Origin of the sequence: Bacillus sp. N3378-2at (assembly GCF_033412715.1) — a bacterium.
Lineage (GTDB): Bacteria > Bacillota > Bacilli > Bacillales > Bacillaceae > Bacillus > Bacillus subtilis.
Genome location: NZ_CP117986.1, coordinates 3758816 through 3779192, shown reverse-complemented (window position 1 = coordinate 3779192; position 20377 = coordinate 3758816). Strand labels below are relative to the sequence as shown.

The window sequence follows — 20377 nt, the reverse complement described above, 5'->3', positions numbered from 1 at the left end:
AATAAAAACTCCTTTATCTCCAGCAAAAAAAGCGCCCTCTGCTGACGCTGAGGAACGCTTGGCATGATCTATACACTTTTTACTTGATATAAAGGATTTCGCTCTATTATACTTCCCTCTTTCGGAACGGTCAAAGCGTCTACTTCACAATGAGGGAAATGAAGCGCGAGCTGTTCTTTTAGCTCTTCTCCCTTTCCTTTTTCGGTCATGACGAGAATCGTCGGGCCTGCTCCGCTGAGAGCCGTTCCATATGCGCCCTTCATCTCGGCGACGTGCTCTACTTTTGACAGCTCAGGCACAAGCATCGCCCGGTACGGCTGATGGAACATATCCTTCTTCATGATTTTCCCGACGAGCGGCCAATCCTTGGACATGATCGCAGCAATGAGAATATTGCTGACAGCACTTGCTTTTACGGCATCGGCATATGGAAACTCCTTCGGAAGCACGTCTCTCGCGTCTCTTGTCAGCACTTCGTAAAAAGGAATGACAACGACTACGTCAATGTCAGCATTCGGGACGCGGATCATTTGGGTCTCGTCATCCTCATGCAGGCCGATCACAAGTCCGCCGACGAGAGAAGCGCCAGCATTGTCCGGGTGTCCTTCTTCTAGACTGGCTAAATGCAGCTTGTCCGCTTCAGACAGCTTTAAGCCGCATAATTCATCAGCCAGTTCAATGGCCGCTACAATCGCCGCGGCGCTGCTGCCAAGGCCGCGTGCAAGCGGGATGTCGCTCCACACCTTCACATGGACAGGAGGCATTTCTTTTCCGTACAAATCTGCGGTCCGTTTAGCCACTTGATAGATCAGGTTATCTGTACCCGCCGGAATTCCGGCGACTGTTTCTGTTTCAGCCTCAAAAGACCATTTGTCGCTTTCAAAGACGGTCAGCTTCAAATATCTGCTGAGCGCCATTCCGACTGAATCAAAGCCGGGGCCTAGGTTAGCTGTGCTTCCGGGAACAGTGACAGAGAACAGCATGTCGGCTTCGTTCATACACGGGCCGCTCCTTTTACATATTCAAGGATGCTGTCTTCATCAGTCGGCAATGTGACAGGCTTGATTTCTGAAATGTCGACCGCTGTGTTCGGATCTTTCAGTCCGTTTCCTGTTAACACAGCTACGACCTTGCTGCCTTTCGGAATTTCTCCGGATTTCACCTGTTTCAGCACTCCTGCGATAGACGCGCAAGAACCCGGTTCTGCAAACACGCCTTCTACACGGGCGATCAGCTGATATGCGTGAAGGATTTCATCATCAGTGACTTCGTCAATTTTCCCATTGGATTCCTCGGCTGCCTTTACAGCTTTGTCCCAGCTTGCCGGGTTTCCGATACGAATGGCTGTCGCTATTGTTTCCGGATTTTCAATCACTTCATTGCGCACGATTGCCGCCGCACCCTCAGCTTCAAAGCCGCGCATTTTCGGAAGGCCTGTGCCGTTTTTCTCATGATATTCCTTGAAGCCCTTCCAGTACGCAGTGATGTTTCCAGCATTTCCGACCGAGATCGCTAAAACATCAGGCGCTTCCCCCAGCTGTTCGCACACTTCGAAGGCAGCAGTTTTTTGGCCTTCAATGCGGTAAGGGTTGACTGAGTTGACAAGGGCAATCGGTGATTTCTCACAGATGGAACGGACAATTTTAAGCGCATCGTCAAAGTTTCCGTCAATTGCGATAATCTCGGCTCCGTACATGACAGCTTGAGCGAGTTTTCCAAATGCAATTTTTCCGTTCGGGATGATGACAATGCATTTCATGTTAGCACGGGCTGCATATGCTGCCGCAGCAGCGGAAGTGTTACCTGTTGACGCGCACATAATCGTGTCATTGCCTTCTTCTTTTGCCTTTGCCACAGCCATAACCATTCCGCGATCTTTAAATGATCCCGTAGGATTGACGCCTTCCGTTTTGACATGAAGCTCAATTCCGAGCTGCTCAGACAGCTTCGGCAGGTGAATAAGAGGTGTGTTTCCTTCATGTAAAGTTAGCGCCGGTGTTTGATCTGTTACAGGTAAAAATTCTTTATATTGATGGATAAGTCCTTTCCACATTAGCTCCAACCGTTCCCTTCTACACGATATGTGCTTTTGACTTCTTGAACGACTTCCAAATCATTTAGGTTTTGCAGGATATCACTGAAATCAGCTTCTGATGTATGATGTGTGACAATTACGATTTCAGCTAACTCATCATGGCCTTTAATTGGCAGCTGAAGGATTTTTTCAAAGCTCACGCCCCGCTCTGAGAACACAGATGTAATTTTCGAGAATGAACCAACCTCATCTTTTACATGAATTCTTAAAAACTGCTGTGCATAAATGTCAGACGGCGATTTCATATTTTTCTCATATTGCGGCCCGACAAAGCTGTTGCCGGTTACACCGAGGCGCATATTTTTCATGACAGCGACGAGGTCAGAAACAACGGATGTCGCTGTCGGCATGCTTCCGGCTCCCGGCCCGTAGAACATCGTCTCACCGACAGCCTCGCCGTATACATAAACAGCGTTAAACTCATTATGAACAGCAGAAAGCGGATGATGGTCAGGAAGCAGTGTCGGCTGTACGCTGACCTCGATTTTGCTGCCGTCACGCTGAGCAATCCCGATCAGCTTCATTGTATAGCCGAGGCGTTTGCTGAAGCTGATGTCCTCGTCTGTAATTTGGGAGATCCCCTTTACTTTGACGTCTTCCAGATCCACGTTCATCGAGAAGCCGAGGCGCGCCAATATCGCCATTTTCCGTGCGGCGTCAAGCCCTTCCACGTCAGAAGTCGGATCAGCTTCGGCAAAACCGAGATCCTGCGCTTCCTTGAGCACTTCCTCGTATGGGCTTTTCTCTTTGATCATTTTGGTTAAGATAAAGTTTGTTGTGCCGTTCACAATTCCCATCATTTTTGTAATTCGATCTGATGAGAGGCCTTCCTCTAACGTGCGCAGAATCGGAATCCCGCCGGCAACACTGGCTTCAAAGTAGATATCGCATCCATTTTCCTTCGCTTCGGCAAGCAGCTCGGAGCCGTACACAGCCATTAAGTCCTTGTTTGCTGTGACAACATGCTTTTTCGATCTCAGCGCGTCGACCAAATATTGTTTTGTCTGTTCAACGCCGCCGATCACCTCGATGACGACATCAACATCTGGATCATCAATGACATCATACACTTCTGTCGTGAGCACTTCCTTCGGCAAATCTACTTCTCTCTTTTTCTCTAAATCTTTTACAAGCACTTTTTTTATCGTAACCGGACAGCCGACCTGATGCATAAGCTTATCCTGATGGTCTTGAATAATTTTAACGACACCGCTTCCGACGGTACCTAAACCTAAAAGCCCTACACGAATCGCTTTCAAAAAAACTCCACCTTTCTTTTGATTGTCCTCTTGAAAAAGACAATTGTTAACTCAACACAGACATATAAGTTACAAACATTATATAAGCCCGCTCCTGTTTTGACAAGACAGCATTAGGCTGAATTTTGCGAATGTAAACGCTTAACGCATTGATATGACAAGATTCTTTATTTTCTAATTATTTTTGTCAGATTTTCTCCTCACCCTGAGCTGCCTTTGCCGAGCCAGCTGACGCGTGGAACAAACAGCTTCTGCGCCCGCATATTCATGAATTCCTGCGCTGTATTGAGAAATTGTTCATAACGCCCACAGTCATTAAGAATGAAGTTAAGCTGTTCTTCAAAATAATGCTTTTCTGATTCTGATGACATGTAATAGCTTTCTACGATTTCAAAATAATGAAGCGGGAAAAGCAGACGGCTGTATAAAAGGCGTTTCGAAAATGAAGACAGCGGTGTGACTTGCTCGTATTCCTGTAAAAAGAGAAAGCCCTGCTGATTAAAATCTTGTCTGTGATGCAAAAACGTATGCCTCATATATTCAGCCAAATCACGGGAAGCGTGGTCAAACACCCAATCCGCCGGAATCCTGATCAATGATTCCGGTGACCATGTATGCCTTTCCATCCGCTGATGGCATATCGTTCCTGAATCAGCGGCTTGGGGCTTGTCATCCAGCTCAGTGTCCACTAAATATTGTATCGCGTTTTCTGACAGTCCTAAATAATATGGAAATGATTCGATCATTTTTTTATCGAATGGCTCATGCGGAGGGGTCTGAACCTTTCTCTGCCAGAATGCTTCCAGCTGATCAATTCGTTTTCCCCACAGATCCTTCCACTGGCCGATTCTTCCGGCTGCCTTCACCTCATATGGATATCCTCGGCCTTTTCGGTGAAATTCCGCAAGCTCCGCTCCAATGGAGAACGCCCTGTTTGAATAAGGGGGGGCCGCCTTCAGCAGAGCGTACGTTTTTCCCTCATGTTCAAATGTCAGTTCACCTTCTTTTGTAAAGATAAAAACCGAAACGTATGGGTCACTTTGTTCTTGTAAATACTGACTCATGTAATAAAGCTCCGCCAGCTCTGTTTCTGAGAATTGGGAAACGGGGACAATCAGAAAGTATGAATTAGGCGTCTGAAAGCATTGATATGTGTGCTGGTACATGGAAAGCTGCCTGATGTGAATGCCGTATTTTTCTTTTATTGTACCTTTCACCATGATCACCTGCCTGTTGAATTAGGGCTCATCACATCGTAGTCATACACAGCCGGAATTATGAATACATATTTTAATCCGAAGAAGGCGCAAGAAAAAGTCGTAAACTTCTCAAGCATTTTGTATAAACTAGTAAAAAAGATTGGGTGAAGCTGATGTCAGAAAACGAACAATTCAGTCAGATGGAAGCTAAAGCAAGAGCACGGATGAAGGAGCGCGGCGTTGAGGTATCAGACATTGCCGAGCTTGTCTTTTTTCTGCAGAAAAAATATCATCCGGATTTAACCATTGATGAATGCACGCTGAACGTCAATCGTGTTCTCGCAAAACGCGAGGTGCAAAACGCGATTTTAACGGGCATTGAATTGGATGTTCTTGCTGAGCAGAAAAAACTGTCTGAACCGCTGCAAACGATGCTGGAAATAGATGAAAGCCTATATGGAGTAGATGAAGTTCTGGCATTTTCCATTGTGAACATTTACGGATCGATCGGGTTTACGAACTACGGTTACATCGACAAAGAAAAACCCGGAATCCTTAAACGATTGAATGATAAATCAACCGGTGAATGCCATACCTTTTTAGATGACATCGTCGGAGCGATTTCCGCCGCGGCTTCAAGCAGACTTGCTCACCGCGCGCGGCATACAGAATAAGGGCACCCTTTTAGGGCGCCCTTTTTTCAAATGTATGGAATCCATTCAGTCAGAGAGTCAATGGCGTGAGTCGGTTTTTCCATATCGTCTGTCATATGTTCTCTTTTCGTTACGCCTGTGTGAACGAGCAGCGTATCCATACCCGCGTTAATGCCGGCCATAATATCAGTGGCGTAGTTGTCGCCGACCATGAGTGTTTCAGACACATCTGTGCCGAGAACGCGCATCGCCTGCTCCATAATAATTGATTCCGGCTTGCCGATAAATACAGGCTGTACACCTGTAGATACGGTTAACACCGATGTCAGTGAGCCGTTTCCCGGCAGAAGCCCTCTTTCAGTCGGAATCGCAATATCTCCGTTAGTGGAAATAAAGCGGGCGCCATTTCTGATTGCCAGGCAGCCGACAGCAAATTTTTCGTATGTAATGGAACGGTCGATGCCAACAACGACAAAGTCCGCGTTTTCTCCGCCAAATGTCAGGCCGTTTTCTTCAATCGCCTGGCGGATTCCTTCCTCCCCAATCACATACACAGACGCGTCTTTTTTCTGCTGTGCAATGTGCTGGGCAGTTGCCATGCTGGTCGTGAAGACCTGCTCTTCTGTTGCCGGAATATCAAAAGACACGAGCTTGTCCGCTACCTGCTTCGGTGTGCGCGAAGAGTTGTTTGTCACGAAAAGATAAGGAACGCCGCGATCTTTCAGCGTTCTGACAAATTCACACGCCTCCTCGATTTTTTCCGTGCCATTGTACATCGTTCCGTCTAAATCAATTAAATACCCTTTATATGTTTTCATATCCAACACTCCTGTGGCTTTCCAGTTGTTATTTAAACGCGGAAACAGGTCCTAGCTCTGTTTCCAAATAGCTTCTGATCCGTTTCGGGAAGTCTTGAAGAGCTGTTTGATGCGCCTTGATCAGCCTGTAAAGCTCGCCGCTGTCAGCGAGCAGATACTGTTGAACCAACGTTTTGCGGTAGGCGATCAATTTCTTGAGCTCATCACCCTCTTTTTCCGTGACAACTTTCTCATCAACAAGTATATCCATAATGTCGTCATAGCTTCCCGGGTCCCGCATAATAAAGCCGTCAATCATGTCATTGCCTGTATCCAAAATGCATTCGATTAACAGATGGCCTATACGCTGAAGTGCCAATTCCCCGATTTCAGACTGCCAGTCTGTTTGTGAGTCAAATAGCGCCAGCTGGTGCTCGAAGAACCCTAGTGTTTTCTCGATTTTGCTTCTGTCAACAAAATACATGACAGCATCCCCTTTGTGTATATTTATTTTCTGATCCGTTTCAAGACAAAATACGCACAGCCGAAATTGCAGTATTCGTAAATATATTCATCTAATGTGCTGATTTTCGTTTCGAAGGTTGCCTTTTGATTCTGGTCGTCAAAGAAGCCCTTGAGCCTTAACTGACCGTATCCCCAGTCTCCCACAATATAATCGTATTTATTTAATATATCGGAGTAGCGGGCTTTAAAAGCCTCTTCGTTGAAGCCGTCTTTGAAATTGTGCACCAATTCAAATTCAGCATTTTGAATAAGAATCATGATCTCACCTCTTTTTCACTCATTCCTATCATAATTCATTGCCCCGTCCCCATCAATTGCTAAAGAATAAATCATGCGATTTGGCTACCCTACACTGAGGAGGGATTGATAAATGAAACGAACCGCTGTCAGCCTCTGCCTGCTAACCGGACTATTATCCGGGTGCGGAGGCGCAGGATTGGATAATGCACAAAATGTCCGGAATCAGACGCAGAATCAAACCAAACCCATTCATGTGTCGGACCGCAACGAGGCTTTTAACAGGCATAATGAGAACGAACAATTTGGCTATGTCCGCTATCAAAGAGAACAATTTGACGGAGACCAGCAGAAAACGCCGGTGATGAACCGGGAAGAAACCGCTCACATGATATCAAGTTTAACGGTTCAGCTCCCCCATATTCAAGATGCTGCGACATTGGTGACTGACCGAGAAGCGCTTGTCGTATACAAAACCGATTCTAAAAACCGGGAGCTGACCGCCGATCAGGTGAAAAAAACAGCGGCTTCCGTGATACCGCGATACTATCACGTGTATATTTCCGATAATCCAAACCATATGCAGTCCGTCGAAAATTACAGCAATCTCGGCTCTGGTTCAAGGGATATCAGAGAGATCATGTCGGGGACGATTCAAGAAATGAAAACCTCCCCGCAAGGAAGCCCTGTCTCAGAGAATGAAAATGCCAATGGAGAAACGCGTCAGGACATGAAAATCGATAGGAATGACAAAAACGCCAGATGATCTGGCGTTTTGGCATTATGCTTGTGCTTGACGCTTTTTAGATGCTTCGTTTACTTGTTCATCCGCATGGTAAGAGGAACGGACAAGCGGACCGGCTTCACAATGGCTGAAGCCTTTTTGCATCGCGATTTCTTTTAATTCTGCAAATTCATCAGGATGGTAGTATTTTTGGACTTTCAAGTGTTTCTTCGTCGGCTGCAGATATTGGCCGATTGCCATAATATCCACGTTGTTCGCCAAAAGGTCGTCCATTACTTCAATAATCTCTTCTTTTGTTTCGCCGAGTCCGATCATGATACTTGATTTTGTAGGAATGTCAGGCTGCATTTCCTTCGCACGGCGCAAAAATTCCAATGAACGGTCGTACGTCGCACGCGCGCGGACTCTTGGCGTCAGGCGGCGAACCGTTTCGATATTGTGATTCAGGATGTCTGGGCGTGTATCCATTAAGGTTTTTAGGTTATCGTAGTTTCCGCCCATATCAGACGGCAGCACCTCAATTGTTGTGAACGGGCTTTTTCTGCGGATCGCACGGACAGTTTCCGCGAAAATGCCTGCCCCTCCATCTTTCTGATCGTCACGCGCAACAGCCGTAATGACCGCGTGTTTCAGATTCATAAGCGCGACTGAATCCGCTACGCGTTCCGGCTCTTGCAGGTCAAGCTCAGTTGGAAGGCCTGTTTTGACAGCACAGAAACGGCATGCTCTTGTACAAACAGAACCTAAAATCATAAATGTCGCTGTACGTCTGACCGCCCAGCATTCATGAATATTCGGGCACTTTGCTTCTTCGCATACGGTGTGCAGGTTGTTTTCCCGCATGAGTTTTTTGAGCCCTGTATAGTTTTCATTTGTATTTAATTTAATTTTAAGCCATTCGGGCTTTCTGAGGTGTTCGTCTTTCTTTGCCAATTCCCATCATCTCCAATATCCAATATACTCAATTTCTGACACGAAACATTCTGAAAACGAGAAAGGTGCAGGTTTTAGTTCTGCAACAAAAATAATGTTTTTCTAACTAAAGAAAGTCTTTTCTTTAGACACTTTAACATAGGAAAAATTTCTCGACAAGGGAAGATGATTACTGACATTTTTAAGCCGGGTTGCCGCAAACTATGTGTATTCAATATGAAAGGAGATTATTTTGTGAAAGTTTTGTTATCCGCTCTTCTTCTCCTTTTGTTTGCATTTGAGCCTTCTGTGTCTGGAAAAAAACTTTCAGATCCAGTGCTGTCGAAACGGATGGAATTATATCATAAAATCGAAGCTGTGACGCAGATCCCTTGGTATGCGCTCGCCGCTGTTGATCAATACGAAGAAAACGTGCGGAGCAACCGGAAAGATCTGCCTGAAAAGGCGGGAATCATCAGCATCTATATACCCGATGATATCTGGAGCGGGCCTGAAAACCCGAATCCGAAAGACGATGCGCCGTTAAGCATTAAAGTGTTTGACGGAATCGGAATGGATGGCGATGGAGACGGGAAAGCCGAGGTCAGCAACGATGAAGATATCTTGTATACGTTCAGCCAATACTTACTGTCGTATGGCACAGATGAAGACAACATCCGGATCGGGCTTTGGAATTATTACCGGCGTGATCAGACAGTGGGGATTATATCTGAATTCATGAAGCTGTTTAAAGCCTACGGCCATATTGATCTGGGCGAGCATGCATTCCCGCTTCCGATCAGAACCGATTACAGCTACCGAAGCACGTGGGGAGATGCCCGCGGCTTCGGTGGAAGGCGGATTCATGAAGGTACGGATATCTTTGCCCATTACGGCCTTCCTGTCAAATCCACATGTTACGGCGTAGTTGAAATGAAGGGCTGGAACCGCTTCGGAGGATGGAGAATCGGCATCAGGGACATTAACAATACGTATCATTATTTTGCCCATCTCAATGGGTTTGCCAAAGGGATTAAAACAGGACAAATCGTTGAGCCTGGCCAAGTGATCGGATCAGTCGGCAGCTCCGGATACGGCCCGCCGGGAACCGCCGGGAAGTTCCCGCCGCATCTGCACTATGGCATGTACAAAGATAACGGAAGAACCGAATGGTCATTTGATCCATACCCGCATTTGAGGGCGTGGGAGCGATATGAATACCAAAAAAAGAAGTAACAAAAAGCCGCCTCTTCGACAGGCGGCTTATTTGCTGCTTTTTTCTTTTTTTGAATCAGCACCGTCTTCTTCTTTGCTGCTCGGGAGCTGGACAGAAGGCGTGACACCCGAGCCGCCGCTTCCATTATAAAACTGCGGCACTTCGCCCTGCACTGCTTTAATCGATACAGGAACATTATTTGTGACGACAGCGGTTTTGCTGGCAAATGGAATGATGACCTTCACTTTAATTTCGACAAAGATGCTGATATCAATAAGTGCGTTATTTATGCCATACGGCTTGATTTTGGTTTTGACATCTGTAAAAGCGTCACCGATTAAATTGAACCGGACCGGGATTTTCGGCCCGAGGTTTCCAAGAAGGCTGTTGCCGGTTACCTGTCCCAGCGGAATGTTGATCATAATGTTTTCACTGGCGCCGCTGTGTCCGGTATGGGTTTCCATCTCTTTCAAATGAGCCTGAAGCTGCTTTGTCACTTTTGTTTTCACACTGTTTACAACCTGTGTATTAAAATCGATTGTCGTTAAGTTTCCGTTTTCATCAGAATTCATTTGAAACATATCTTTCATATTTTCACTGTCAGACATATAGTCCTCAATCGAATCCTGGATCACCTCTGTCGCTATACGCTTCGTTTCCATCTCGCCGATGTCCATTAAAACAGGTTTGATCGAGCCATTGATCATCCAAAGGCTGACCGTTGTTGACAGGATAAAAAAGACAACGGACAGGAGCATCACGTAACGGAAAGGCAAAGGTCCTCTCTTGCGAAAAGGGCCGCGATATCTTGGCAAGAAAATCCCCCCTTACATATCACAATGTATGCTTGTAAGAGGGGACATAGTAATAGCCGGGGCCAATTTATTTTATTTCACCATTTTTAAAAGCGCTTCTCTGCCGCTCATACCGACTTTGATGCCAAGATCTTTCGCGGCGTACGTGACGGATTCTAAAGGTGCGTCTAACAGCTGGTCAATGGTGCGGACACCAACTGCGCGACCAGCAACAATGCCGCGCTCCTTTAATTTTTCATTCAGCAGCGCCACATCAAGCGCGCCGCACATAATGTATCCGTGATCATTGGCGACGGCCATAAAATTCGTTTTGGGAAGTTTCACTGTCACAGCTGTAAAAGGCTGTCCTTCTATCATGATCGGTGTCAGGTTTACCACGTCAACCACTCCCTTCATTCATCACTTTATGATGAAGGGCACAGCTTGTTGTGGGCTGACTGCCTTATTGTGCAAGCTTCCAAGCAAGCAGATCCCGCAAAAATTCCGGCATAAAATATTCTTTTTCTGCAGCATCGCGAATCAACGGAAACAGTTTGCCGAGCGTAAACATATCAAGCACCGCAACGGAGTATTGTTTATGTTTTTTAATATCTTCCCCGTTCAGTGTGATCCGGGTGACGTGGGTGATCCCGTCATCGAGCCGTTTCGTTTCTACCTCAACGCCGGCATACACCATTTTCCCCATCACTTCTCCGCGGAAGCCAAGTCCTTTGATCCGGAGCTGCTCCATTTGTTCGGAAGCGGCATGGACAATGGTTTCCTTCAATTCTTCTCCCGTCAGGCGGACAGCCACCGGGTTGATCGGATGCGGACAGATGCGGTGCAGATCCAGCTTTGTCACAGGACCTGCTTTTAGCGGACCGAGAATGACACCTGAATTGACCATACTGATGTCCGTCTCGCACCATTCCTTTAAGGCGTATGCCAAAAGCAAAGGCAGCTCTGATTCTTCAAACCACTTCACCTCAGCATCTTGTGCAAGCTCTGCAACGGCATCGGACAGCTTCTCCTCGGCTTCTCGTTCTTTTTCATTGAGAAACGCTTTTGTTTCTGCGGATTCTCCTGTCCATTCCGCCATGTTCTGCACAGAAGCCGTTTTGCTGATGATGCTTCGCTGTACGCTGTCCACCGTGATTTCTACACAGCCGACATAATGCCCGTATTTCTCGGCGCTGGCCAGCAGTACCCCATTCACCACTTGTCCATCTTCAAGCAAATGATGGGTATGTGATTCGAGGATTACATCAATCTCAGGCACCGCTTCAGCCACTGCCTGATCATCAAGAATGCCTAAATGTGACAGCAGAACGATAATATCAGCCTGCCCTTTCACATCCAGAATGGTTTCCTTTATGCTTTCAAGAGCATCCGTTACTGTCCATCCCAGCTTGTCATATACAGGATAATACGGCACAGTTACACCTAAGAAAGCAATGGACATACCGTTTTTCAATGATTTGATATGGTAAGGCACCGCCCAGGACGGACGGTTTCCGTTTTTATCAAACAGGTTAGAGACGATGACAGGAAATTCAGCATGATCATATAAGGCAGCAAGCTCTTCATGCGGAAGCGTAATCCCTTCGTTATTGCCGATCGCCGCTCCATCAATGTGAAGGCGGTTTAAGAGATCAACATTCGCTTTTCCGAATGTCGCCTCTGTCACGAATTGAAAACGATCAAGATGATCGCCAATATCAAAAACGAGCGTCTCTTCGCCGTCTGACTGATGCTCTTTTCTTTTCTGCTCGATATAATCTACAATTTTCAGCCAGTTTTCAAAATGGCTGTGCAAATCATTTGTATGATATAAGCGGAGCTTCTCCTTCATAATATCTCTCCCTAATCGTTCAGCTGAAAATGCCTTCATAAATGAGCTGGCAGCCGATCAAAATCAATACGATCCGCATGATCATAACGATCGTTTTCGTCTGCATTTTTCTGTTGATGGCGGCGCCAAGCTTTCCGCCGAACCAAGCGCCGGGCACAAGCGCGAGGGCGTACAGCCAATTGACGTGCCCGGAAATCATATGTGAAACAGACCCTGTCATAGAAGACAGGAAAATAATAAACATGGACGTTGCCACCGCAACCTTCGGCGGAAACAGAAATAACAGCATCATCGCCGGAACCATCAGTGATCCGCCGCCTATACCGAAAAGTCCGCCTAAAAAACCGACAACAAAGGCAATGGCAATACCCACAGAGGCCTGATATGAGTACGTATAAGGCTCACCGGCATCATCCTGAAATGTCCGGATAATTCCTTTGTGCGCTTTGTTGATTGGCCGGGCTTTCGCTTTCAGCATTAAGGATAATGAAATCAGAATCATAAAAATGCCAAACCAAACGGAAAACGAGTTTGAATTGAACAGCTTTGACACGTAAGCCCCGATCATGCTGCCGGGACCTGAACCGATAAAGAAAATGAGCCCGCTCTTATAATCAACGGTTTTATATTTAATATAAGCCAAAGTTGAAGAAAGGCCCGTAAAAATAATGACCAAAAGCGAAGTTCCAATCGCAACCTGCGGCGTCACATCCTGAAACAGCTGCGTCACTGTGCTTAAAAACATCAGAGACGGCACAATGACAATTCCGCCGCCAAGCCCGATCAGACTTCCTACCGTACCTGCGATTAATCCCAGTACGACCAAAATCACAAACGACATCAATAAAAACCTCTTTTCTAAAATAAATCGAGCTGTCTCGGAGCAAGTCCGCTGTACTCGATATCAAGCAGTTCAAGCATCTGCTTGCCATTATCCGCAGCGTCACCGCCGGAATTATTGTTGAACAGGACAAAAACATCCTTACATTGCTGCTGCAATTCATTCAGGTGCTTTTTCCAATCCTCCAGCTCCTGTTGGTTGTAGCGGTATAAGTACCTGACCTCCCGCCAGTTTTTCCCGCCATCAGGCTTCATCCAGCCCTGCTTGTTGCGTCCGTGAAATCTGACGAGCGTTTTGTTTTCATCGGTCGCGCGCAACACAGTCGGAACGCTGCCTTCTCCGATTTGCGGTTCATCACAGACACTGTGAATCCAGCCTTCCGCTTTCATAAATGAAAGCGTCTGCTCATAAAATGGCGGCGAGAACCAGGAACGGTTTCTGAATTCAAGCGCACAAGGGATATCTCCCATTTGGTGCTTGCACCATCTCAAATAGGCGACATTCTCCTTCTTGCAGTCAAACCAAGGCGGAAATTGAAACAGCACCATGGCGAGCTTATTGCTATGTAAATATGGCGTTAAAGACACCTTAAACGCATCAAACATCTCCTCTTTTGAGTCAAAGGGAATTTCGCCGCGCTGATGCCCTGTCATGCCCTGATATGCTTTCACGATAAATTGGAAGGTTTCGGGCGTTTCCTTCACCCACTTTTCATTATTGCGCGCCGGCTGAATCGCGTAAAAGCTCGCATCTAATTCCACGATCGGAAAATGGGAGGAATAGGCCTGCAATTTTTTCTGGCTGGCCGTTTTCGGCGGATAGATGCTGTCATGATCCCCCCACCCCGTCAGTCCGATATAAATCACACTCATTCACCTCTCTTCCAGTTTATCACACGTGTTTTCAGGTTTCCTTGGAAATGCTGTTCATATGGCGGGAAAATGCAGAACGAAGATGCTGATATTGTTCCTCATTCGTATCTAAAAACGCCTCTTCTCTTGAGGAAGGAATATGCTGATATTCAATAGGCGCCTGAAACTGCTCACTCGTAAAATCGTACATCACACCATTGATGCTGTTGTAAAAATGCCAGCTCTCACCGACTTTTGTTTTGAAAATCGTGCCGCCGAAATGGTCTTGAATCACCAATGCCGTCACGCCGCATTGGCCGCATGACGGGCATTCTTCCGTCCATTTAGAGCTCGAATGGCGCGACCAGGATTGCTTAAGTATGTATTTGACATGCTCCATTGCCTCCGCCTCCTTTAAAAAAAGATACCACGTTGATGAGATTTTAAAAACTAGAACGGAGGAAATCAAAAAACCCGGCGGTAAAATCCGCCGGGCTTACGAAGGAACGACCAGAGCTCCGTCAATTTCAGTGACCTTTTCCCCATCATTGTACACGCATCGGCCTTTGCTGTAAGTGGTCCAAATGCTGCAGGGAAATGTATGTCCTTCGTAAATGCTTTTTTTATGCTTTGCAAACATCGATTCTCTTGTAACAGTGTACGGCTCCATGCTGACGAGCACGAAATCTGCATCACACCCCGCCTCAAGCCGCCCTTTTTTCTGAAGGCCGAATCGTTTTGCAGGGGCCGCCGCTGTCCATTCTGCGATGGTTTCAAACGGAATCTGATGCTCAAGCGCCAGTTCCAGCATTCCTAATAAAGTGAACTGCCCGCCGCTGATTCCGCCCCATGATAAAAACATGTTATCCTCCCGCTTCAAGGATGGACGGCAGGGGGAATGGTCTGAGGAAACCATGTCAATGTCCCCGGCAATGAGCGTTTCGATCAGCGTCTCTTTTGATTGCAGCGACCGGAGCGGAGGCGCGCATTTTGCGACAGAGCCCCTTTGCCGTAAATCGTCATGGCTGAACAAGACATAATGCGGGCATGTCTCGACCGAAACATCAAGACCTTCCTGTTTCGCCTCTCTGATCAGCCGGACCGCTTTCGCCGTGCTGATATGGACAAAATGAACCGGACAGCCTGTCACCTTCGCATACTGAATCGTGCGATACACCGCTTCAACTTCTGCTTCCTCCGGGCGGGAGGCGGCGTACGCATCCGCGTCCACCTTTCCTTTATTGGCCAAAACCATCTGCAAGTAGCTTGTGATCGCATCGCTTTCCGCGTGGAGAGCGAGGATTTTTCCTGCAGCCGCGATTTCTGCCATGCCTTTGAGCAATGTCCGTTCATCAACAGAGCGGAACTCATCAGTGCCTGACTTTGATAAAAACGCTTTAAACCCGATCGCTCCCGCTTCAGCCATCGGACGGATGTCCTCGATATGGCCTGGCACAAGGCCGCCCCATAGCGCAAAATCCACGGCAGATTTTTGTCTGCCTAGCTCAGCTTTTGCGAGAAGATGCTCTGCCGTCACGGTTGATGGAATACAGTTGAGCGGCATATCAAAATAGGTGGTGCAACCGCCTGCGGCCATCATTTGAGAACCTGTTTCAAACCCCTCCCAATCCTCCCTGCCCGGTTCATTAAAATGAACATGGCAGTCTATCACACCAGGAAACACGTATTTCCCGTCTGCCTGGATGATTTCCGTCCCGCTTGCTTCAATGTCAGAACCTATCTCGGCAATGACACCGTTTTGAACTGCAATCTCAGCTTCTATAACGCCATCTGGCGTAACTGCCTTCGCACCTTTTATCACCATATCGTAAGCCATATTGATCCCCCCATGTCAGGATGACGATTTTTCATGTCAGTTTATGTAACACAACCAGTTCTATTTTCAACAGTTTACTGCTACTATGATCGTATTACATCAGCAAAACCGCTAGAATTCCTATTGAAAATTATTCACCTTAACCAATGTTTTTATAGAAAAGGAGAATGCGCTATGAATATTTTTGATGTGATGAAAATACCGGCTTTTGAAAACGCCAATTTAATCGCTGGAAAAGCAGGAGGGGAAAGAGAGGTTCAGCATGTCAATATGATGGACGCTCCGGATATCGCAGACTTTTTGCATAAGAATGAATTGCTCGTCACCACCGCCTATCACCTGAAGGATCACCCGCATCAATTATCTGAACTGATTCGGCAAATGGCAAAACGCGGCTGCGCGGGCCTCGGCATTAAAACAAAGCGCTATCTGGAAGATATCCCGAAGGAAATCATCGAACTGGCCGATTCATATGCGTTTCCGATCATTGAACTTCCAGAACACATCCGCCTCGGCGATATTGTAAATGCCACACTCAGCCACATTCTCGATATGCGTTCTAACGAGCTGCAGCAAGCCATTTACGCGCACAAAAAATTCACAAACCACATTATGAGCGGCAAGGGGCTGCAATCCCTCCTCAAAAAGGTGTCAGACCTCCTTCAGCTTCCCGTGCTGCTGCTTGACCAGCATGCCAAAATGCTGTCCGCGTCTCATCAGATTTCAGTTGAGACCGAAAAGCTGAAAGGCACCCTGAATACCGTATCCGGGCCATTTTTCACTTGTTTCTCTACAATCTCAGATCAGAAAACATATTCTGTCCTGCCTATTTATAATCACGAAAAAAACTGCGGATACCTGCTGATACCGGACATGGTCCAGGCCGGCGATAAAGGATTGATCCTCACGATTGAACAAGCGGCCAACGTCATTTCCTTTGAACTGCTGAAGGAAAATGCGCTGAAGCAGTTCAGCCGGCGGGCCCGCAATGAGTTTTTCAGCAATTTTATTGAGCGGTCCTTTTCTTCAGATGACGAAATCAAAAACCGGGCGAAAGAATTCAAGCTGCGCTGGGATCAAAAATACATGTGCATTGCCGGCAAACTCGATCGCAATGACGAATCAATCAGCTTTACAGAAAATCAGCTCGCTTCCGACAGCGTATTCGAATTTCTTGAAGGTGAATTATCAGCCTTCCCGTTTCCGCCTCACTTCTTTATGAAAGGAAATGTCGGCATTATTCTAATCGAGGCGACAGACAGCTGGAGTGAAATGCACGCCTCGGTGATCAGCTTTTTAGAACAGTTTCAAACACAGGTCAGCGCTCAATTTAAACGAACCGTGTCCTTTGGCATCAGCAATATCTGCCAAAAGCTCATTGATGTTCCCGACGCTTTCACAGAAGCTTCTGATGCTCTGCAATCGGGGCATTTGTCGAGAAGCACCGCATTTATCCAGGTGTATCACGCCAAAGATGTGCCTGAGCTTCTGCGCTTGCTCCCGGTTGAGGATTTGAAGAAATTTTACAACTCCACGCTTCAGAGCCTCGCTGAAAAACAGCAGGAGGATCAAAGCCTGCTTCATACGCTTTCCGTCTATTTAGAGACACACTGCCAAATTTCAGAGACGGCAAAGCGTCTGTACGTTCATCGCAATACGGTCATATACCGCCTTGAAAAATGCGAAGAGCTTCTGGGTAAAAGCTTAAAAGATCCTGAAACAACGATGCGTTTGCGGCTTGCCTTACGTATGCAGCGGCTGATCAGCTAAAGTTTGTCACATTTTCTTACAAAATGAATCATTTTTCGTCACTTTCAGCAATCACACCTGCCTTTTTCAGCTACTGTATCCAATGACACCCCTCGGCCGGCACGATATCATGTTACTAAAGTTCACATACAGGGAGGGACTATGGTGAAAAAAAGATCGTTTAAGGTGTTTACGCTTGGCCTGCAGCATGTGCTCGCCATGTATGCAGGCGCGATTTTGGTGCCCCTGCTTGTCGGCAGGGCGCTGAATGTAACAACTGAACAGCTGTCCTACCTATTGGCGATTGACCTGTTAACATGCGGCGTGGCGACGCTTTTGCAAACCTTGCGCGGAGCATACATCGGCATCGGGCTTCCCGTCATGCTTGGCAGTTCATTTGTGGCCGTCACCCCGATGATTGCAATCGGCAGCAATTACGGCATTCACGCGATTTACGGTTCCATCATCGCGGCCGGTGTGTTCATCTTTTTGTTTGCGCGTTTTTTCGGCAAGCTGACTGTGTTATTTCCTCCTGTCGTAACAGGTACCGTTGTGACCTTGATCGGCCTTTCACTTGTTCCGACAGGTGTGAAAAATATGGCTGGCGGCGAAAAAATAAACGGCAGTGCCAACCCCGAATACGGTTCGCTCGAAAACCTTCTTCTCTCTGTCGGTGTCCTTGTTCTGATCTTAGTCCTCAACCGCTTTCTCAAAGGATTTGCCCGAACACTATCCGTTCTGATCGGCATCGCCGCCGGAACAGCGGCAGCAGCGATCATGGGCAAAGTCAGCTTTTCTTCTGTTACAGAAGCACCGTTCTTCCAAATCCCGAAGCCTTTTTACTTCGGAGCCCCCACGTTTGAAATCGGTCCGATCTTAACGATGCTGATCGTCGGAATCGTCATTATTGTGGAATCAACCGGCGTTTTTTACGCAATCGGAAAGATATGCGGCAGACCTTTAACTGAAAAAGATCTCGTCAAAGGCTATCGAGCGGAAGGAATCGCCATTCTCATCGGCGGGCTGTTCAATGCCTTTCCTTATAATACCTTTGCGCAAAACGCCGGCTTATTGCAGCTGACCAAAGTGAAAACAAGAAACATCGTCGTTACCGCAGGCTGTATCCTTGTCTGTCTCGGACTGATTCCGAAGATTGCCGCCCTTGCATCTGCCGTTCCTGCTGCTGTACTTGGCGGCGCGACCGTCGTCATGTTCGGCATGGTGATTGCCTCCGGCGTCAAAATGCTCAGCACAGCGGATCTCAAAAATCAATACCACCTCCTAACCATCGCATGCTCAATCGCACTCGGCATCGGCGCCAGCACGGCCCCCGGGATTTTTGCTGAATTCCCCGCTCCGATTAGAATTCTGGTCAGTGACGGCACCATCACTGGCAGCCTGACCGCCATCTTTTTGAATCTATTTTTCAGCTTGCGCGACAAAAAAGAATTAACAGCACAGCAAACAGAACTTCCGGTATTAGAACATACACTCGCATTAGAAAAAGAGGTGTAAAAAAGATGAAGGAACAGCACAATGCCTTACAGCTAATGATGCTGGGGCTTCAGCACATGCTCGCCATGTATGCGGGAGCCATTCTCGTTCCGTTGATCGTCGGAGCAGCGATCGGGCTGAATGCGGGGCAGCTGACGTATTTAATCGCGATTGATTTGTTTATGTGCGGGGCGGCAACTCTTTTGCAGCTCTGGAGAAACCGATATTTCGGCATCGGCCTTCCCGTTGTGCTCGGATGCACGTTTACCGCAGTCGGCCCGATGATTTCCATCGGAAGCACTTACGGTGTCCCAGCGATATATGGTGCCATTATCGCCGCAGGACTGATTGTCGTCTTAGCCGCGGGCTTCTTCGGGAAGCTTGTCCGTTTTTTTCCGCCTGTCGTAACCGGATCAGTCGTCATGATCATCGGCATCAGCCTGATTCCAACGGCAATGAATAACCTGGCCGGAGGTGAAGGAAGCAAAGAATTCGGCTCACTGGACAACGTGCTCCTCGGGTTTGGCGTCACAGCATTTATCTTATTGCTGTTTTATTTCTTTAAAGGCTTTATCCGCTCCATAGCGATTTTGCTCGGTCTTATCGCAGGAACAGCGGCTGCATATTTCATGGGAAAGGTCGATTTTTCTGAGGTCTTGGAGGCGTCTTGGCTTCATGTTCCATCTCTGTTTTATTTCGGACCGCCAACCTTTGAGCTGCCGGCTGTTGTCACGATGCTTCTCGTTGTGATTGTCAGCCTCGTTGAATCGACAGGTGTTTACTTTGCGCTTGCCGATATCACAAACCGCAGGCTATCGGAGAAGGATCTGGAAAAAGGCTACCGGGCAGAAGGCCTTGCGATTTTGCTGGGCGGATTATTTAACGCGTTTCCCTATACAGCTTTCTCGCAGAATGTCGGCATCGTTCAGCTTTCAAAGTTGAAAAGTGTCAACGTCATCGCCATTACAGGAATCATGCTGATGGCGATCGGGCTGGTTCCAAAAGCAGCGGCCCTGACAACAGTGATCCCCACCCCAGTTCTCGGCGGCGCAATGATCGTCATGTTCGGCATGGTCATTTCTTACGGGATCAAAATGCTATCCAGCGTTGACCTTGATTCGCAAGGCAACTTGCTGATTATCGCCTCTTCCGTCAGCTTGGGGCTTGGCGCTACAACAGTTCCCGCGTTGTTTTCATCTCTTCCGGGCGCGGCCTCTGTCTTGGCAGGAAGCGGAATTGTGATCGGCAGTTTGACGGCCATTGCACTGCACGCTTTTTTTCAAACCAAACAGCCGAATGGCACAGACATAAAAACGTAAAG

21 protein-coding genes are annotated in these 20377 nt (G+C 47.2%); 6 read left to right on the top strand and 15 right to left on the bottom strand.

From position 1 onward, the window contains the following. Nucleotides 1–68 precede the first annotated feature (68 nt). The 4 genes from thrB to cotNH form a co-directional block, all read right to left on the bottom strand. Entirely contained in the window at nucleotides 69–998 is a 930-nt protein-coding gene (thrB, locus tag PUN35_RS20230) for a homoserine kinase (RefSeq protein ID WP_003228699.1), read from the bottom strand. Beyond that, nucleotides 995–2053, bottom strand: a complete 1059-nt coding sequence (gene thrC, locus PUN35_RS20225; RefSeq protein ID WP_031600869.1) for a threonine synthase — start codon at nucleotides 2051–2053, stop codon at nucleotides 995–997. Before thrC ends, thrB begins: the two co-directional genes overlap by 4 nt. Continuing rightward, nucleotides 2053–3354 carry a homoserine dehydrogenase gene (locus PUN35_RS20220; protein ID WP_003228694.1) on the bottom strand — a complete coding sequence of 434 codons (1302 nt, stop codon included), beginning with the start codon at nucleotides 3352–3354 and terminating at the stop codon, nucleotides 2053–2055. Before PUN35_RS20220 ends, thrC begins: the two co-directional genes overlap by 1 nt. A gap of 200 nt (nucleotides 3355–3554) precedes the next feature. Then, complete coding sequence (gene cotNH / locus PUN35_RS20215; RefSeq protein ID WP_014480751.1) at nucleotides 3555–4574, bottom strand: spore coat-associated protein CotNH; 1020 nt, start codon at nucleotides 4572–4574, stop codon at nucleotides 3555–3557. 152 nt (nucleotides 4575–4726) lie between these two features. Between cotNH and PUN35_RS20210 the strand changes: the two genes are divergently transcribed. After that, a complete protein-coding gene (locus tag PUN35_RS20210; RefSeq protein WP_003243814.1) occupies nucleotides 4727–5227 on the top strand; it encodes a phosphatidylglycerophosphatase A family protein in 501 nt (166 codons plus the stop codon). Between the two features lie 26 nt (nucleotides 5228–5253). Here PUN35_RS20210 and nucF read toward each other — a convergent pair whose 3' ends face one another. Genes nucF through PUN35_RS20195 form a run of 3 tightly spaced genes read right to left on the bottom strand, consistent with a single transcriptional unit; the run spans nucleotide 5254 to nucleotide 6786 of the window. Next, nucleotides 5254–6024, bottom strand: a complete 771-nt coding sequence (nucF, locus tag PUN35_RS20205) for a 5' nucleotidase NucF (RefSeq protein ID WP_003243196.1) — start codon at nucleotides 6022–6024, stop codon at nucleotides 5254–5256. Between the two features lie 28 nt (nucleotides 6025–6052). Then, entirely contained in the window at nucleotides 6053–6487 is a 435-nt protein-coding gene (locus tag PUN35_RS20200; RefSeq protein ID WP_003228684.1) for a DUF86 domain-containing protein, read from the bottom strand. Nucleotides 6488–6510: 23 nt separating this feature from the next. Further along, nucleotides 6511–6786, bottom strand: a complete 276-nt coding sequence (locus tag PUN35_RS20195; protein WP_003228682.1) for a YutD family protein — start codon at nucleotides 6784–6786, stop codon at nucleotides 6511–6513. 112 nt (nucleotides 6787–6898) lie between these two features. On the opposite strand from PUN35_RS20195, the gene PUN35_RS20190 reads away from it, so the two are divergent. Beyond that, nucleotides 6899–7531, top strand: coding sequence for a YhcN/YlaJ family sporulation lipoprotein (locus PUN35_RS20190; protein WP_014480752.1), 633 nt, complete (start codon nucleotides 6899–6901; stop codon nucleotides 7529–7531). Between the two features lie 15 nt (nucleotides 7532–7546). On the opposite strand, the gene lipA is transcribed toward PUN35_RS20190, so the two are convergent. Continuing rightward, entirely contained in the window at nucleotides 7547–8443 is an 897-nt protein-coding gene (gene lipA, locus PUN35_RS20185) for a lipoyl synthase (protein WP_003222888.1), read from the bottom strand. 234 nt (nucleotides 8444–8677) lie between these two features. Here lipA and lytH point away from each other — a divergent pair, with 234 nt between their 5' ends. Then, a complete protein-coding gene (gene lytH, locus PUN35_RS20180) occupies nucleotides 8678–9658 on the top strand; it encodes an L-Ala--D-Glu endopeptidase (protein ID WP_014480753.1) in 981 nt (326 codons plus the stop codon). Nucleotides 9659–9685: 27 nt separating this feature from the next. Here lytH and yunB read toward each other — a convergent pair whose 3' ends face one another. The 7 genes from yunB to PUN35_RS20145 form a co-directional block, all read right to left on the bottom strand. Further along, nucleotides 9686–10453: a sporulation protein YunB gene (gene yunB, locus PUN35_RS20175; protein WP_015483652.1), complete on the bottom strand. Its 768-nt coding sequence runs from the start codon at nucleotides 10451–10453 to the stop codon at nucleotides 9686–9688. Between the two features lie 72 nt (nucleotides 10454–10525). Continuing rightward, nucleotides 10526–10831, bottom strand: coding sequence for a YunC family protein (locus tag PUN35_RS20170; RefSeq protein WP_014480755.1), 306 nt, complete (start codon nucleotides 10829–10831; stop codon nucleotides 10526–10528). Between the two features lie 64 nt (nucleotides 10832–10895). Then, a complete protein-coding gene (locus PUN35_RS20165; RefSeq protein WP_014480756.1) occupies nucleotides 10896–12284 on the bottom strand; it encodes a bifunctional metallophosphatase/5'-nucleotidase in 1389 nt (462 codons plus the stop codon). 19 nt (nucleotides 12285–12303) lie between these two features. Beyond that, nucleotides 12304–13125: a sulfite exporter TauE/SafE family protein gene (locus tag PUN35_RS20160; protein WP_003228670.1), complete on the bottom strand. Its 822-nt coding sequence runs from the start codon at nucleotides 13123–13125 to the stop codon at nucleotides 12304–12306. Nucleotides 13126–13142: 17 nt separating this feature from the next. Continuing rightward, entirely contained in the window at nucleotides 13143–13991 is an 849-nt protein-coding gene (locus PUN35_RS20155; protein ID WP_003243895.1) for a DUF72 domain-containing protein, read from the bottom strand. 37 nt (nucleotides 13992–14028) lie between these two features. After that, entirely contained in the window at nucleotides 14029–14376 is a 348-nt protein-coding gene (locus tag PUN35_RS20150) for a YunG family protein (RefSeq protein WP_014480757.1), read from the bottom strand. 96 nt (nucleotides 14377–14472) lie between these two features. Beyond that, complete coding sequence (locus PUN35_RS20145; RefSeq protein ID WP_014480758.1) at nucleotides 14473–15813, bottom strand: allantoinase; 1341 nt, start codon at nucleotides 15811–15813, stop codon at nucleotides 14473–14475. A 174-nt stretch (nucleotides 15814–15987) separates the two neighbouring features. Between PUN35_RS20145 and pucR the strand changes: the two genes are divergently transcribed. The 3 genes from pucR to pucK all read left to right on the top strand — a co-directional run bounded on the left by pucR (nucleotide 15988) and on the right by pucK (nucleotide 20375). After that, nucleotides 15988–17583, top strand: a complete 1596-nt coding sequence (pucR, locus tag PUN35_RS20140; RefSeq protein ID WP_014480759.1) for a purine catabolism transcriptional regulator PucR — start codon at nucleotides 15988–15990, stop codon at nucleotides 17581–17583. 144 nt (nucleotides 17584–17727) lie between these two features. Then, nucleotides 17728–19077, top strand: coding sequence for a uric acid permease PucJ (pucJ, locus tag PUN35_RS20135; RefSeq protein ID WP_033882116.1), 1350 nt, complete (start codon nucleotides 17728–17730; stop codon nucleotides 19075–19077). Between the two features lie 5 nt (nucleotides 19078–19082). Continuing rightward, complete coding sequence (gene pucK / locus PUN35_RS20130) at nucleotides 19083–20375, top strand: uric acid permease PucK (protein ID WP_014480761.1); 1293 nt, start codon at nucleotides 19083–19085, stop codon at nucleotides 20373–20375. Nucleotides 20376–20377 lie beyond the last annotated feature (2 nt).

Bases quoted from the DNA above. Each gene is read 5' to 3' on its own strand.
- PUN35_RS20165 (WP_014480756.1), bottom strand. From the start codon at position 12,284: ATGAAGGAGAAGCTCCGCTTATATCATACAAATGATTTGCACAGCCAT.
- PUN35_RS20190 (WP_014480752.1), top strand. From the start codon at position 6,899: ATGAAACGAACCGCTGTCAGCCTCTGCCTGCTAACCGGACTATTATCC.
- PUN35_RS20145 (WP_014480758.1), bottom strand. From the start codon at position 15,813: ATGGCTTACGATATGGTGATAAAAGGTGCGAAGGCAGTTACGCCAGAT.
- pucR (WP_014480759.1), top strand. From the start codon at position 15,988: ATGAATATTTTTGATGTGATGAAAATACCGGCTTTTGAAAACGCCAAT.
- cotNH (WP_014480751.1), bottom strand. From the start codon at position 4,574: ATGGTGAAAGGTACAATAAAAGAAAAATACGGCATTCACATCAGGCAG.
- PUN35_RS20210 (WP_003243814.1), top strand. From the start codon at position 4,727: ATGTCAGAAAACGAACAATTCAGTCAGATGGAAGCTAAAGCAAGAGCA.
- nucF (WP_003243196.1), bottom strand. From the start codon at position 6,024: ATGAAAACATATAAAGGGTATTTAATTGATTTAGACGGAACGATGTAC.
- thrC (WP_031600869.1), bottom strand. From the start codon at position 2,053: ATGTGGAAAGGACTTATCCATCAATATAAAGAATTTTTACCTGTAACA.
- PUN35_RS20160 (WP_003228670.1), bottom strand. From the start codon at position 13,125: ATGTCGTTTGTGATTTTGGTCGTACTGGGATTAATCGCAGGTACGGTA.
- PUN35_RS20200 (WP_003228684.1), bottom strand. From the start codon at position 6,487: ATGTATTTTGTTGACAGAAGCAAAATCGAGAAAACACTAGGGTTCTTC.
- PUN35_RS20195 (WP_003228682.1), bottom strand. From the start codon at position 6,786: ATGATTCTTATTCAAAATGCTGAATTTGAATTGGTGCACAATTTCAAA.
- PUN35_RS20150 (WP_014480757.1), bottom strand. From the start codon at position 14,376: ATGGAGCATGTCAAATACATACTTAAGCAATCCTGGTCGCGCCATTCG.
- thrB (WP_003228699.1), bottom strand. From the start codon at position 998: ATGAACGAAGCCGACATGCTGTTCTCTGTCACTGTTCCCGGAAGCACA.
- pucK (WP_014480761.1), top strand. From the start codon at position 19,083: ATGAAGGAACAGCACAATGCCTTACAGCTAATGATGCTGGGGCTTCAG.